We start from the raw sequence: 13,756 nt of genomic DNA on the forward strand, positions 1-13,756 counted from the left end.
TTGCCTTAAATTTATTACAGAGTGAAGTTCAATGAAGCCACTATCGTTACAAATAAAGCTGCTTTTCTTTGTCGGCGCGCTGCTTATCTTGCTTGAAGTAATTAACTTATTTACCGGTAATATGCTAAATCAATTCGGTGTAATACCGCGCACGCTTTCACATTTACCCTATATCTTTACTGCTCCATTTCTACATGGGTCACCCGCACACCTTTTCGCAAATATTGTCCCCCTTCTGTTATTCATGTGGCTTACCATGCAATGGGGAAAGCGCACATTTATTGCAGCGACACTATGCGCAATGGTTATTGGTGGCATTGGTGTGTGGTTATTGGGGAGAAGTGCCATACACATAGGCGCTAGCGGCATGGTATACGGCTACTTTGGTTTTTTGGTGCTGGCGGGCTTTATTGGAAACAAGAAACGGTACTTACTGATTTCTATTGTGGTTGCCGTTATTTACGGCGGCATGTTGGTAGGCGTACTTCCCAGTTCACGGTTTATTTCGTTTGAATATCATTTATTTGGCTTTTTAGGTGGTTTATTTGCCGCTTGGTACTGGGCACGATAATTGGTTTACGTATAATTGCAGTATTATTATAGCGGCTAAAAGTATTATGACAGCAGCACAACAACCTACACAAAAAAACCAAGGTTTCTTCGGGAATCTTGCGTTCAACATTATCATCCCCGTAGTGATAATGAGCTATACCAGCTCAGAGAATTATCTAGGACCTGCATGGAGTGTGGTGGCCGCACTTAGCTTTCCGATAGGCTACGGTCTGTGGGACTTAAAAGCGTCGGGCAAGGTAAACGGCTTCTCTATACTTGGTATTATCAGCGTATTGCTTACCGGCGGATTCAGCTTACTTAAGCTTCCCGCTGAATACATCGCCATTAAAGAAGCGGCTATTCCTGGCATAATTGGCCTTGCCGTATTGGTTACCCAATATTCCGATAAGCCGTTGGTAAAAATGCTCATTCTAAATGATCAGATTATTAATTGGCCGTACTTGAACAAGGTATTAGACGAACAAAATAAGCAGCGTGCGTTTAAACATAAAATAGCGGTAAGCTCGTATATCGTCGCCAGTTCGTTTTTTCTTTCATCAGCCCTAAATTATATTTTGGCGAAAATGATACTGGTAAGCGAGCCAGGTACAACAGCCTACACCGAAGAGCTTGGCAAAATGACGGCACTGAGTTACCCCGTTATTGTTATTCCAAGTATGATCCTGTTGATTGCGGCGTTGTGGTATTTGTTTGCTCAAATCAAAAAGCTTACCGGCGAAGAGTTAGATAATTTTATTAACCAGTAACGTATGCGGGCTATCGCCTTCGCTTTGCTCTCGCGCTTAATTACCACTGTTAAGCGCGGGAACAGCAGCCCCATCTTCAATAGAAAAATGCAGTACGTAGCGGATAATTTTGGTACTGCGTGTTGAGCTTTATTACACATAGCCCGTACTAACGTTACGTATTATAGACACGTGTCGCCATGCTAGTACTCAAGCAACTTACTAAAACGTTTCCAAAGCAAACCACACCGATAATTAATAACCTTAGCGTTATTGTGAACCAAGGTGACAGTGTCAGTATTCGCGGCGCCTCAGGCTGCGGAAAATCAACGTTACTCTCGCTTATCGCAGGCTTTGACACCCCTACGTCTGGTGACATTTCAATCGGCGGCAACGCATTATTGGCAATGAAAAATGCCGATGAATTTAGACGTCATCATCTTGGCGTTGTGTTTCAAAGCTATAACTTATTCGATTGTTTTTCGGTGTGGGACAACGTGGCCTTTACCAGTCGATTAAAAGGCAATGTTGATAAGGAATTTCAAGCAGCATTAATGGACATGCTTGGCATTTTGCCGCTAGCAGATGCACCACTCTCTCAATTATCAGGGGGGGAGCAACAGCGTGCTGCCATTGCCAGAGCGCTTGTGCATAAGCCATCGCTTATTTTAGCAGACGAACCTACCGGCAACCTTGATGAAGACACTAGCGAACTTGTCGCCAATACGCTTTTCGATGTGTGTAAGCAGTTAAATACCACCTTGGTTGTTGTAACGCACAGCGAAGACGTCGCACAAAAAGCTAACACTCCCTATTGGCTTCACAAGGGTCAATTAAAACGAGAGCGCGCATAATGGGGTTAATCTCCCATACCTTCAGGACATTACTGGCAATGAGCAAAAAGCGACCGTGGGAGCCGCTGCTTATTGTGTTAGCAATCATTGTCGCCAACGCCGGCTTAATCACGGTACTGCTAATTAACAAAGGTGCCGAGCAAGGGGAACTGGTCAGTACCCAAACCACCTTGTTCAGCAACGCTATGGTGGTTGCAAAAAAAGGAGAGGCGTTTACAAAACGTGACTACATAGCCCTAAGGCGACAAGGCTACACACAACTTGTGGCCTTTTCTCAGCAGGATGTTCATGTTAACTGCCCGTCTTTTGATGCGCAACATCCCCCCCAGCCTTCGTCAACTTCTCAAGCACCGACATTAAGCCTGATAGGAATAGACGCACAAGCGTTGCTTTCACTCAACGGCAGTCAGTTTGAAAAAGGGTTAGATAGCTCGATTGCACTATTTGCCTCGCCCGGCGCTTCAACGGCCGGTATGCACAATGCTGCCTCCTCCAGCATGGCAGCATTGGCACACCCCACTATTGTCGATACCACAACATGCAGCAGGGTTCTTATTACGTCGAGCACGTATTCACAAACACAAGAGATAACACAAAAATCAACACGCCATATTGCGCAACACCTCGACATAAGCACCAGTCGCTACGTGCCTCGAGGCTCGTTGTTGTTAGCGTTATCAGATTTTTATACGCAGGGTCGCACGCTTAACAATACGCCGCTGTCGGGCGCAGTATTTATGACTGCGCTAAATGACACTGACATTCAGCCATTACTCACGCACCTGCCAAAGCACTTAACTATTCAACGCCCTCCCACTCTCACTGATACTGGCTCACTACCAGACAGTTTTAAACTTAACCTGTGGGCCATGGGCATATTAATGAGTGTGGTGTCGTTATTCATTATTCTCAACGCACTCAATTTAATGTATCGCACCCGACTACCTAACATCGTTAGGCTACGTCAACTTGGTATTCCGGCGCGTACAATAAGCATAAGCTTACTTTGCGAGCTATTACTGTATTGCATGATTGGCTGCGCCATAGGTTTAGTGATTGGTTTTAACGGCGCAGTATTGCTTTCGCCAATACTTTCCTCGACATTTAGCTCGTTGTTTAATTCGCTTTTCGTAACCCCGAATGTAACCTTGCTATCGCTATTTTTTCAAAGCGTTGCGGTGACCTTTTTAGCGTTGGCAGGTTTTTCATTACTCCCTGCAAAACAGATTAAGTATGCACTGAATAAACGCAGTACAACACCTCCTGCTGCCCCCACGGTTTCAAAAGTACTGATAGGCACAGTAGTGTCTTTACTTACCTTTTATTTAGGCCTTTGCCTTGTTAGCTCAACCTTGGAAGCGTTGCTATTTATTGGGTATGTTTTAGTGATTAGCTGTCTGTTAATTATCGTCTGGCTGCCGCTCCTAACCAAACTTATTGAACACTACACCCCTAAAAATAGGCCAATACTGCATTACATTTCAGCAAGTACACACGGGTTATCACACAAGACAAAGCTAGCCATTAGTGCCTTTTTCATTGCACTTACCGCTAACGTCGGTATGAACGTAATGACCGATAGCTTTAGAGAAGCGACGGAAAGTTGGTTGTCACAGCGTTTAGACGCGCCAGCTTATCTATATACAGAAAGCGAGATTGATGCATTACGTATTCCAAATAATGTAACCGCCATACCGGTGTACCGCAGGCGTGCCATTGCCCATATCGGCGATGTTGCCGCACCTATAAGGCTTAGAAGTTTTGTAGCCACTGACGCCGCCCAGCAAACGTTAGTGCTTCAAAATACAATAGCAAATAGCACGCAGTACTTTGCCAGTGGCAAGGGCATATATATTAATCAGCAATTTGCATTCAAATATAAGGTTACGCCTGGTGATACTGTTACCCTTACGCCACTTGATAACACATCGTCTAATCAATTATCCAATAAACGCACCGACGATACCGATGCGATGTTTAATGCAATAAAACAGCAGCAATGGCAGGTATTAGGCGTTTATCCAGACTACGGCAACATTCATGCACAAGTGCTGCTTCCTCAACGATTATTTAATGCGCCCTCTACCTTCTCTGGCATAGTAGCGTTAACGGGGAATGTTACCCCACACCATGCAATGTTAAACACCCAAGGTACGCTTTACACACGAGACGCGTTACTGCGTCTTTCTATGGACACGTTCGATAAAACTTTTGTTCTCACCCATGGCTTAAACATTACCACCTTGCTCGTGGCAGGGTTAGCATTTGCTGTATCACTTAGCATGCTGGCACTTGGTAATCAGTCTCAGCTTAGTGTGCTAGCCGCGTTAGGGGTTAGTACCCTTCGCATCAAAGCTGCGTTATTTGCTCAGTACCTATTGCTGTGTATTATCACTACCCTGCTCGCCATTCCTTTTGGCCTTTTCTTAGCATGGGCTTTTATAACGTTGGTAAATCGCTATGCATTTCATTGGGTATACCCGCTAATTCTCGACACATCGGTTATCGCAAGCAGCGCGTTCTTTGGCATTGCGACAGTATTAATTATCTTATTGCTGCCTCTTGGTAAGATAAAACAAAAAGTCGATTTACGGCAGGAGTGGTAATGATAGACGCTGGCTTTTTTCAACACTCATATCGACACGTTTTTATAATTAGTTGGTGTGCAATAGTCTGCATGACTGGCTGCAGTGACCCTCAAAAACCATCTAGTTTTTTTGGTGATATGCGCGCATCAACGCTGCATGCAAGCGTTGATGAAAACAAGCCGCTAACCTTGCCCAATGATCATAAAAGCCACCCTGATTACCAGCTTGAATGGTGGTATTTAACGTTTGTACTGCAAGATAGCAACGGTAACGATTACGGCCTGCAGTACACACTGTTTCGCTTCTTGCGCGACGATATAGCGAAAAACGACTGGTCGAATAGCCAACAATGGATGGGGCACGCTTCACTACATACAATCCAGCATCATTACTTTGAAGAGCGCTTCGCACAAGGTGGTGTGGGCAATGCAAATGTCACTGCCGAGCCTTTCGAAGCCGCAATAGACAACTGGTCGTGGCAATCGACCTCCAATGCGCTATTTCCTAGTAACCTAAACATTACTATTCAAAAAGACGTAAACGTGGCGCTATCTCTTGTTCAAACCGGCCCCTACATAAAGCATGGTAACAATGGGTACAGCAAGAAAACGCGTGATGCGTCGCTGCGCTCATACTACTACAGCCAACCGAACATTGAAGTAACGGGCAATATTGAAATAAACGGCGAGAACGTGGCGGTATCGGGCAACGGCTGGTTTGATCATGAATGGACAAGCCACCTTGCTAACAACAGCGCATTAGGCTGGGACTGGTTTTCATTGCACCTTGATGATGGAAGCAAACTCATGGCGTTTCAAATGCACGCAACACCGCCCAACACATCAAGCGAAGGTCCATCCGGTTCAGAGTCTTTCACCACAGGCACCTTTATTTCACCTACAGGACAGTCACAAACCCTGACAAAAGATGATATTCAGCTTTCAATTTTAGCCACCGAACGCATTGATGAAAAGCAGGTACCTACTCGCTGGGCCCTGTCAATTCCCACTAGAGACATTGATATTACAATAAGCCCTTTCAAGCCAAACCAATGGAATCACAGCGTATTCCCCTATTATGAGGGGCGAGTTAACGTATCAGGCAGTCATCGCGGCGCTGGCTTTTTAGAATTAACGGGGTATTGAAGTGAGTATCACGGAAAGTGTCTGCTTTTTTTACACGGCGTGTTCATTGCCATTTCCCCTGTATATGAACATAACGTTCGCAGTACCTTATCAAAATAAGTGCGAGTAAAAAGCAACAGCAAAAAAATTAAAAAATCGTTAACAAATACTGTCACTTTTTTTTACAAAAACCACATCCCCCTGCACCAACAATATATAACAAACTGAAATTTAAGAAATAAAATAAAGGAACAGCAATTGCTTATACTAAAGTATAACACCCGTTGGCGTCATAGCTTACGCTGGGTGTTAACACTATTGTTATAGGGAAAAAAAATGAAAAACATAAAAAAATTAATAACGCTAAGTTCACTATCTATATTCTTATTCTCAGGCGTTGCCAATGCAGCACTTATTACACCCGGAATAATATGGGGTAATGGGAATACCAATCAGGGGTTCACCATCGCAACTTCTGGCAACCTTGAATTAGGATTACGAGCTAAGCAACGTTACGCGTCGCCAAATGATCAACTAGGCGTTGGTATTGTACAAGATAGTGATGGAAACTATTTGTTTGACTCTACTGGCGTAACGGTACCAAGCAATAGGTCTATTTGGAGCTTCGACTGGTCAATTAACTCTGACACACTAGATGGTGATTCTCCGTTAAGTACATACACCTATTTAATCGGCGTAGACTACAATCCATCGTCGGCAATGAACATTCAAAGCTACAACCCTGTTTCAGGTACTAGCACAGGTTATTACTTGGGCAATAATAGTTCATGGATTAACGCTGACGGAAACAAATCCTCGGCGGCAAACGTCGCTAGTTTTGTTCCTGCAGATGGCACGTCCAATCTTAGCAGTATGTTAGACGACTTCAACATCGCACAAAACTCTGTGAACATGGGTTTTCTACCAGGCGCCCCTGTAGGAGCCGGTCAGTATACCGTTTCGCTTAGCGCGTTCTCGGGGAACGACTTAGTAACGTCTACATCAATAAATGTGTTTGTCGACACAGTTCCGGTATCTGCTCCGGCAACGTCGATGCTGTTTATTGCAAGCGTAGCTGCAGTAGCGCTTAGAAGAAAAAGTAAGCCTAATACGCATAAATAGTAAGTAGTGAGTGATAGAAAAAAGCGCTGTTCATCAGCGCTTTTTTTGTGTGTTACGACCTAATAAACCGACCAGTTAATTCGTTTACTTAAACTGGTGAGTGCCGCCACACCTAATTGTGAATTGCCCACACTGTTAAGCGCAGGTGAGAACACGCAGATTGAAAACCGGCCTGGCACGACAGCAATAACCCCGCCGCCTACACCGCTTTTCCCGGGTAGCCCCACTTTAAACGCAAAGCTACCAGCTTCATCGTACATACCGCTAGTGGCCAGCAACGCGTTAACTTGACGGTTCTGATCGGGCGTTAGCACTTGTTCGTTTGCGCAGGTCGAAAAGCCTCGATTAGCCAAAAAGTTCGTCGCTCTTGCCAAGTCTGCGCATGTCATTTCTATCGCACAGTTATGGAAGTAGTTATGTAGTACCGCTTCCACTTCGTTTTCAAAGTTGCCATACGCTTTCATAAGATACGCCATGGCGGCGTTTCTTGCGCGGTATTCAAACTCTGAATCGGCAACGTCTTTGTTTACCATAATATCGGGGTTGCAGGACAAACGTCTAACAAAGTCTCGCATCGCAACGTGAGGCGATGCGAAGCGCGATTCCACCATGTCACTGACCACCAGCGCGCCGGCATTGATGAATGGGTTTCGAGGAATACCATTTTCGTACTCTAGCTGCACTAACGAATTAAACGGTAAGCCCGATGGCTCACAGCCTACCCTGTCCCACATCGTGTCACCGTAGTGGTTGATTGACAGTGCAAGGTTGAATACTTTTGAAATACTTTGAATTGAAAAAGGGACATTAGCATCACCTAACGACGTGATGTGCCCCTCGTTATCACAAATGGCGATACCAAACTGGTTGGGGTTCACCGATGCGAGCGCAGGGATATAGTCTGCCACTTTCCCCTGCCCAAGCATTGGCTTTACTTCTTCGAAAATTCCTTCAAGAAGCGCCTCTATATTTTCGTCCATTCGGCTCGCTGACATCGACTTATTAATACGATGCCTCGCCTGTTGTCGTTAACGCCATATCGCTTCGTGGTGAAGTGGGTACGTTTTTGTCAATGAATGAAAATATTTTCTTGGCAATATCTGTGTTGTCAATTTGCCCTTGAAAGGAGGATTGCCCTGCACCAAAAGCAAATACTTCAACATCAACACCCGTGTGCCCAGTTGTTGTCCAACCGGTATTAGTTTTGTTATCTAAAAACGTCTTCACTGCACTTAGACGAGTCGCATCATCTTGCTTAGCAACACTGTCGAACGTGGCCAATTCCTCATCGGTAAGAGTAAGACCAAGCTGTTTAGCAACATAATCACCAGGCTTATCTTCATTTACCATACCTAGCGCAATAACACCTGCCGATGCATTCATGTTTTGTAAAAATTCGGGGCTCCAGCGATAGTCACCACGCGCACCAATGGTAAGGCCGCCGGTACTATGATCTGCGGTTAATATCACTAAGGTGTCCGGGTTGGCATCAACATAGTCACGCAAAAATGACATGGTTAACGCAAGGTCGTGCATTTCAGTCATCGCCGAAGCAATATCGTTTGCATGCCCTGCCCAATCAACTTGACTTGCTTCTACTAATAGAAAGTAGCCATTCTCGTTTTCCAAGTGCTTAACAGCATGTTTTGTCATGTACTCAAGACGATTTTTACGGCTATCATCCAGTACCCATGGCAGCGCAACCGGTGCAAACAAGCCAAGCACATTACTGCCAGTCGGTACCGACGCCAAACTTTCATAAGAATCTGCATGCTGATAACCTGCATCAACAAACTCTGCCACAAGGTTTCGATCGTCGCGCGCAAAATAAGACGTACCGCCGCCAAGCATTACGTCGGCAACAAACTCGCCATTTACGCGAACATCAAAAAAGTCTTCGGCAATAGCATTATAGTTTTTACGGCTTTCATTATGCGCAATATAAGACGCTGGCGTGGCATGAACAATTTGCGACGTGACGGCTAATCCCGTGCGCATGCCCTTTGATTTTGCGAAGTGCATTACCGATTGAACAGGCTGCTTATTAACGTCGACACCAATGGCACCATTATACGACTTAACCCCTGTTGCCAATGCAGTAGCTGCGGCAGCAGAATCAGTCACATAGCCAGAAACCTTTGCTGGGTACGTTGATGCATTCCCTACTAAAATATCGTCTAGCACGACATTTTCGATGTGTGGCGTGCTGGGGTCGTCAACAAAATTGCGATAGGCCGTGGTATAAGCAGGGCCCATACCATCAGCCACCACCATAATGATATTTTTTGGAACATTTTGTTGTGGAGCTGGCGGGGCAGTATTCACCGTATTGTCAGTAGCACCGCACCCAATCAATGCTGCGGCAGAGGCACAAAGCATAAGCGTTGTGCGAATATTTTGTTTAATCATGAAAACTTCCCTGAAGTATAAGCTATGCACCAAAGCGTTAAGGCACATAAAAAGAAAAACGTTATTTTGGTAGTATTGCGAAACAAGCGATAAAAGAGATATAAACCGACGCTTTTGAAACGTGTTCACTACACAAAACGTTACTCGTAATAACGCTAGTGTAAATCAGGACGAGGCGTACCTCAAAACTTTACGTTAAGAATCGTAAAGTTGTCGTTAAGTAGCGCTTCGTTATTAAGATTGCTCTAGAAATTCTCGAAGCCGCTGCTGCGCGACATCAACAAGCATGTCTGGCTGAAATTTAGAAATAAAACGGTTGCACCCTACTTTTTCTACCATGGCGTCGTTAAAGCTGCCGCTTAGTGAGGTATTAAGCGCAATAAATAAATCACTCATTCTTGCATCCTCTCTTACTTCGGCAGTTAGGCGATACCCGTCCATTTCGGGCATTTCGGCATCGGTAAACATTAACAGTATTTCGTCGCTTGGCCGCTTGCCCTCATCAGCCCACTGCTTTAATAGCGCAAGTGCTTGTGCACCATTTTTGCGCTCGATGATCGTCACGCCAAGCTGCGATAACGTATCTGAGATTTGTTTACGTGCCGTGCTAGAGTCATCAACAATCAGTACTTTCTTACCTACAAAATGATTAACGATGTTGGAATCGAGCACTTCGTCAGAAATGGTAATGTCATAATCGATAATTTCGGCCAGTACTTTTTCTACATCTATTATCTCTACAATCTCTTGATTGCCACCTACATTCACCTGTGTGATAGCGGTTAGATAGTTTGATTTACCTATACCGCTAGGTGGTGGCTGTATCGTTTCCCAAGACGTATTCACAATGTTCATTACTTGACCAATGATAAAACCCTGAACACTGCGATTATATTCAGTGATAATTACGTTGTTCGCTTCATCGCCGATAGCACCACCTCGCATTTTAATTGCTTGGCGTAAATCGATAATGGGAATAGAGGCACCTCGATAATTCATCACGCCTTTCAAATTACTGTGCGATCCGGGCATGTTATTAAGCTTAGGCACGCCAATAACCTCTTTGATTTTAAACACGTTCATAGCAAAGATGTGGCGGGAGCCTAGCCTAAACAGGAGTAGCTCTAAGCGGTTCTCCCCGACTAGTTTGGTTCTTTGATCTACCGATGACAGTACGCTATTAGTCATATCGCTCACTTCTTTTCAGTCTACAACCGCCGATTAACGCGCGAGGCAATACCTCATGAAGCACGTTATCGCTTATTAATCTTTAAACGTCGTTGCCTGTTAACAAAACACCTTGTGCGTGATGGTATAAATTTACTCTCTCTTATCACTCAATGCTCACTATACTTTCGTCTCTATGAGTAAAGTGTCACCACGCAAACATTCACAGTATGAATGACGGCAATCCAAATTATATATTTCTCTTATCTTCAACTCCGCACTAGGATGAAATGGAACTAACGGGAACGCCCTACAGCGTAATCGCAAAACAACGTTAAGAATTTTAATTATAGTCGGGAGAGACGAGCATGTCGCAATATCAACAAGACATTGATAACTTCGCCACCTTAAAAGCAGCACAAAAAGGTACTTGGGAAGGAATTAACCCAGAGTATGCTGCCCGCATGAAATTACAAAACCGCTTTAAAACGGGCTTAGACATCGCTCGTTATACAGCTGGCATCATGCGTAAAGATATGGCTGAATACGATGCTGATACGTCTCAGTACACGCAATCTTTAGGTTGCTGGCACGGTTTCATCGGCCAACAAAAAATGTTGTCTGTTAAAAAACACCAAGGCACTACTAGCAAGAGCTACCTTTACCTATCTGGTTGGATGGTTGCAGCACTTCGCTCTGAATTTGGTCCGCTTCCAGACCAATCTATGCACGAAAAAACGTCGGTTTCATCACTTATCGAAGAGCTTTACACTTTCCTTCGTCAAGCTGACGCTCGTGAACTAGGCGATCTTTTCCACAAGTTAGACGATGCAAAAGCAAACGGCGGCGACGTGGCTGCGATTCAAGCAGAGATTGAGAACTACGAAACACATGTAGTACCTATTATTGCTGATATCGACGCAGGCTTTGGTAACGAAGAAGCAACGTACCTACTTGCTAAGCAAATGATTGAAGCGGGTGCATGTTGTATCCAAATCGAAAACCAAGTTTCTGACGCGAAACAATGTGGTCACCAAGACGGTAAAGTAACGGTTCCTCACGAAGACTTCCTAGCGAAAATTAATGCAGTACGTTATGCATTCCTTGAACTTGGTGTTGAAGATGGCGTAATCGTTGCACGTACCGATTCACTTGGTGCTGGCCTTACTCAGAAGATCCCAGTGTCATTGTCTGAAGGCGATTTAGCAGCACAATACAACGCGTTCCTTAAAACTTCGCCTGTAAACGGTGTTGAAGATTTGAACGAAGGCGACCTTGTACTTAAGCAAGGCGGCCAGCTTGTTAAGCCAGAGCGCTTACCAAATGGTTTATTCCGCTTTAAAGATAATTCAGGTTTCGACCGTGTAGTATTAGACTGTGTAACATCACTTCAGCAAGGTGCAGACTTACTGTGGATTGAAACTGAAAAGCCACACGTTGGTCAAATCGCTGAAATGGTAAATGCTATTCGCGAACAAGTACCTAACGCGAAGCTTGTTTACAATAACTCGCCGTCTTTCAACTGGACGCTTAACTTCCGTCAGCAAGTATTCGATACATGGTCTGAAGAAGGTAAAGATGTGTCTGGTTACGACCGTGCTAAGCTTATGTCTGAAGATTACGATAACAGTGAACTTGCAGCAGAAGCTGATGAAAAAATTAAGAGCTTCCAAGCTGATGCAGCGCGCGAAGCGGGTATTTTCCATCACCTTATTACACTGCCTACGTACCACACAGCGGCGCTATCTACTGATAACCTTGCTAAAGGTTACTTCGGTGAAGAGGGTATGCTTGCTTATGTACGTGGTGTTCAGCGCCAAGAAATTCGCCAAGGTCTTGCGTGTGTTAAACACCAAGCAATGGCAGGTTCTGACCTAGGTGATACGCACAAAGAGTACTTCTCTGGTGAGGGCGCATTGAAAGCGTCTGGTGATGACAACACCATGAACCAGTTCGACGTTTAAAAAGGAAAAGTTTCCCAACCTTTCCTCAGGGCACCTTCGGGTGCCCTTCTTTATTCACGGTATTTATTAATTTTAGGCAACAAGTAAAACACACGGCGTTACCATGCCTCCTACACACCCCCACTTTTAACTAGTAAATTCATAAACTTAACGTGAAAACACAAATAAGAATAAGACTAAACGCTTATCTAGCATTCGTTTGAAAACACTTTATAATAGATGTGTTTAATTGAATTCATAAAGAGCATTAGAATAATGAATATAGCGAAGGTCGATCTAAACTTACTCGTTTACTTAGATGTATTACTGCGAGAAGGCAGCGTAACAAAAGCGGCCAACCAGCTCAGCATTACTCAGCCAGCAATGAGTAATGGCTTAAAGCGTCTTCGCGACCTATTCAAAGACCCTTTACTAGTGCGCACCAGCGACGGCATGACCCCCACTAAGCGCGCCCTAGAACTTCAGCCCATTATTCGTGATGTACTTAGCCGGTTAGAAAGCTCTATTCAACCCGAAACCGATTTTCACCCTCTCACCAGTGTCCGTACCTTTCGTATCATGACCAGTGATTACGCTGAAAGTACGTTACTGCTTGAGTTGGTGGGCCGACTTGCTGAACTTGCGCCAAACATCACGCTAGATTTAATTACCCCAAGTGACGTGACATTTCACGACGTAGAGCAAGGTAAAGTAGATATGGCAATAAACCGGTTTGAGGAGTTGCCTTTATCGTTCCATCAAAAAGTAATTTGGTACGACACCTTTAGTTGCGTGATGAGCGCCGACCACCCGCTTGTTGAACGATGCGACTTAGACAGTTACCTAAACGCTCAACACATTTGGGTAAGTAAAACAGGGTTTGGTGTAGGTGTGGGTATCGACCCAAATGAAGTACAAAAATTGGGATGGGTAGATGCTGAGCTAACCAAAATAGGTAAACAGCGTGCTATTCGCGTATTTACTCGCCATTACCATGCCGCACTTCAAATCGCCAAAACGCAAAAATTAATTGCAACGCTTCCTAGTAAAGCCGCGAAACTGTTTAAAAACGATCCAGAGGTGGTAATTAAAGAGCCGCCTTTTGACATTCCGCCTATTGCGCTAAAAATGGCGTGGAGCGCGCTACTTCATCACGATGCAGGCCATATTTGGTTGCGTCGTCTTATCAGCGACGTCGCGAGTGAAATGAACGGCAGCTAGCAATATTCACGCTGATTATGACAAAGATAC

11 protein-coding genes are annotated in these 13,756 nt (G+C 44.6%); 8 read left to right on the forward strand and 3 right to left on the reverse strand.

Annotated elements, in window-relative coordinates; all coding sequences use genetic code 11:
• Positions 1 to 31 precede the first annotated feature (31 nt).
• From ACOJRU_RS12250 to ACOJRU_RS12275, 6 genes are all read left to right on the forward strand, one after another.
• Positions 32 to 571 carry a rhomboid family intramembrane serine protease gene (locus tag ACOJRU_RS12250; protein ID WP_421132022.1) on the forward strand — a complete coding sequence of 180 codons (540 nt, stop codon included), beginning with the start codon at positions 32 to 34 and terminating at the stop codon, positions 569 to 571.
• Positions 572 to 617: 46 nt separating this feature from the next.
• Positions 618 to 1,319: a VC0807 family protein gene (locus tag ACOJRU_RS12255; protein ID WP_421132023.1), complete on the forward strand. Its 702-nt coding sequence runs from the start codon at positions 618 to 620 to the stop codon at positions 1,317 to 1,319.
• A gap of 179 nt (positions 1,320 to 1,498) precedes the next feature.
• Positions 1,499 to 2,152: an ABC transporter ATP-binding protein gene (locus tag ACOJRU_RS12260; RefSeq protein WP_421132024.1), complete on the forward strand. Its 654-nt coding sequence runs from the start codon at positions 1,499 to 1,501 to the stop codon at positions 2,150 to 2,152.
• Positions 2,152 to 4,758 carry an FtsX-like permease family protein gene (locus ACOJRU_RS12265; protein WP_421132025.1) on the forward strand — a complete coding sequence of 869 codons (2,607 nt, stop codon included), beginning with the start codon at positions 2,152 to 2,154 and terminating at the stop codon, positions 4,756 to 4,758. The genes ACOJRU_RS12260 and ACOJRU_RS12265 overlap by 1 nt, the downstream gene beginning before the upstream one ends.
• A 71-nt stretch (positions 4,759 to 4,829) precedes the next feature.
• Positions 4,830 to 5,885, forward strand: coding sequence for a lipocalin-like domain-containing protein (locus tag ACOJRU_RS12270; RefSeq protein WP_421132026.1), 1,056 nt, complete (start codon positions 4,830 to 4,832; stop codon positions 5,883 to 5,885).
• Between the two features lie 315 nt (positions 5,886 to 6,200).
• Positions 6,201 to 6,986, forward strand: a complete 786-nt coding sequence (locus tag ACOJRU_RS12275) for a hypothetical protein (protein WP_421132027.1) — start codon at positions 6,201 to 6,203, stop codon at positions 6,984 to 6,986.
• A 59-nt stretch (positions 6,987 to 7,045) separates the two neighbouring features.
• On the opposite strand, the gene glsB is transcribed toward ACOJRU_RS12275, so the two are convergent.
• From glsB to ACOJRU_RS12290, 3 genes are all read right to left on the reverse strand, one after another.
• On the reverse strand, positions 7,046 to 7,966 hold the full coding sequence (glsB, locus tag ACOJRU_RS12280) for a glutaminase B (RefSeq protein ID WP_421132028.1): 921 nt from the start codon (positions 7,964 to 7,966) through the stop codon (positions 7,046 to 7,048).
• Positions 7,967 to 7,988: 22 nt separating this feature from the next.
• The gene (locus tag ACOJRU_RS12285; RefSeq protein WP_421132029.1) at positions 7,989 to 9,395 is read right to left on the reverse strand and encodes an alkaline phosphatase; all 1,407 of its coding nucleotides are present in this window, start codon (positions 9,393 to 9,395) and stop codon (positions 7,989 to 7,991) included.
• Positions 9,396 to 9,629: 234 nt separating this feature from the next.
• Positions 9,630 to 10,583, reverse strand: a complete 954-nt coding sequence (locus tag ACOJRU_RS12290) for a chemotaxis protein CheV (protein ID WP_421132030.1) — start codon at positions 10,581 to 10,583, stop codon at positions 9,630 to 9,632.
• 347 nt (positions 10,584 to 10,930) lie between these two features.
• Between ACOJRU_RS12290 and ACOJRU_RS12295 the strand changes: the two genes are divergently transcribed.
• The gene (locus ACOJRU_RS12295; protein WP_421132031.1) at positions 10,931 to 12,526 is read left to right on the forward strand and encodes an isocitrate lyase; all 1,596 of its coding nucleotides are present in this window, start codon (positions 10,931 to 10,933) and stop codon (positions 12,524 to 12,526) included.
• A 255-nt stretch (positions 12,527 to 12,781) separates the two neighbouring features.
• On the forward strand, positions 12,782 to 13,726 hold the full coding sequence (locus tag ACOJRU_RS12300; protein ID WP_421132032.1) for a LysR family transcriptional regulator: 945 nt from the start codon (positions 12,782 to 12,784) through the stop codon (positions 13,724 to 13,726).
• Positions 13,727 to 13,756 lie beyond the last annotated feature (30 nt).

Source organism: Alteromonas algae (genome assembly GCF_049117195.1).
In the GTDB taxonomy this organism is placed as follows: Bacteria; Pseudomonadota; Gammaproteobacteria; order Enterobacterales; family Alteromonadaceae; genus Alteromonas.

Bases quoted from the DNA above. Each gene is read 5' to 3' on its own strand.
- ACOJRU_RS12255 (WP_421132023.1), top strand. From the start codon at position 618: ATGACAGCAGCACAACAACCTACACAAAAAAACCAAGGTTTCTTCGGG.
- ACOJRU_RS12265 (WP_421132025.1), top strand. From the start codon at position 2,152: ATGGGGTTAATCTCCCATACCTTCAGGACATTACTGGCAATGAGCAAA.
- ACOJRU_RS12250 (WP_421132022.1), top strand. From the start codon at position 32: ATGAAGCCACTATCGTTACAAATAAAGCTGCTTTTCTTTGTCGGCGCG.
- ACOJRU_RS12260 (WP_421132024.1), top strand. From the start codon at position 1,499: ATGCTAGTACTCAAGCAACTTACTAAAACGTTTCCAAAGCAAACCACA.
- ACOJRU_RS12270 (WP_421132026.1), top strand. From the start codon at position 4,830: ATGACTGGCTGCAGTGACCCTCAAAAACCATCTAGTTTTTTTGGTGAT.
- ACOJRU_RS12275 (WP_421132027.1), top strand. From the start codon at position 6,201: ATGAAAAACATAAAAAAATTAATAACGCTAAGTTCACTATCTATATTC.
- ACOJRU_RS12290 (WP_421132030.1), bottom strand. From the start codon at position 10,583: ATGACTAATAGCGTACTGTCATCGGTAGATCAAAGAACCAAACTAGTC.
- ACOJRU_RS12285 (WP_421132029.1), bottom strand. From the start codon at position 9,395: ATGATTAAACAAAATATTCGCACAACGCTTATGCTTTGTGCCTCTGCC.
- ACOJRU_RS12295 (WP_421132031.1), top strand. From the start codon at position 10,931: ATGTCGCAATATCAACAAGACATTGATAACTTCGCCACCTTAAAAGCA.
- ACOJRU_RS12300 (WP_421132032.1), top strand. From the start codon at position 12,782: ATGAATATAGCGAAGGTCGATCTAAACTTACTCGTTTACTTAGATGTA.
- glsB (WP_421132028.1), bottom strand. From the start codon at position 7,966: ATGGACGAAAATATAGAGGCGCTTCTTGAAGGAATTTTCGAAGAAGTA.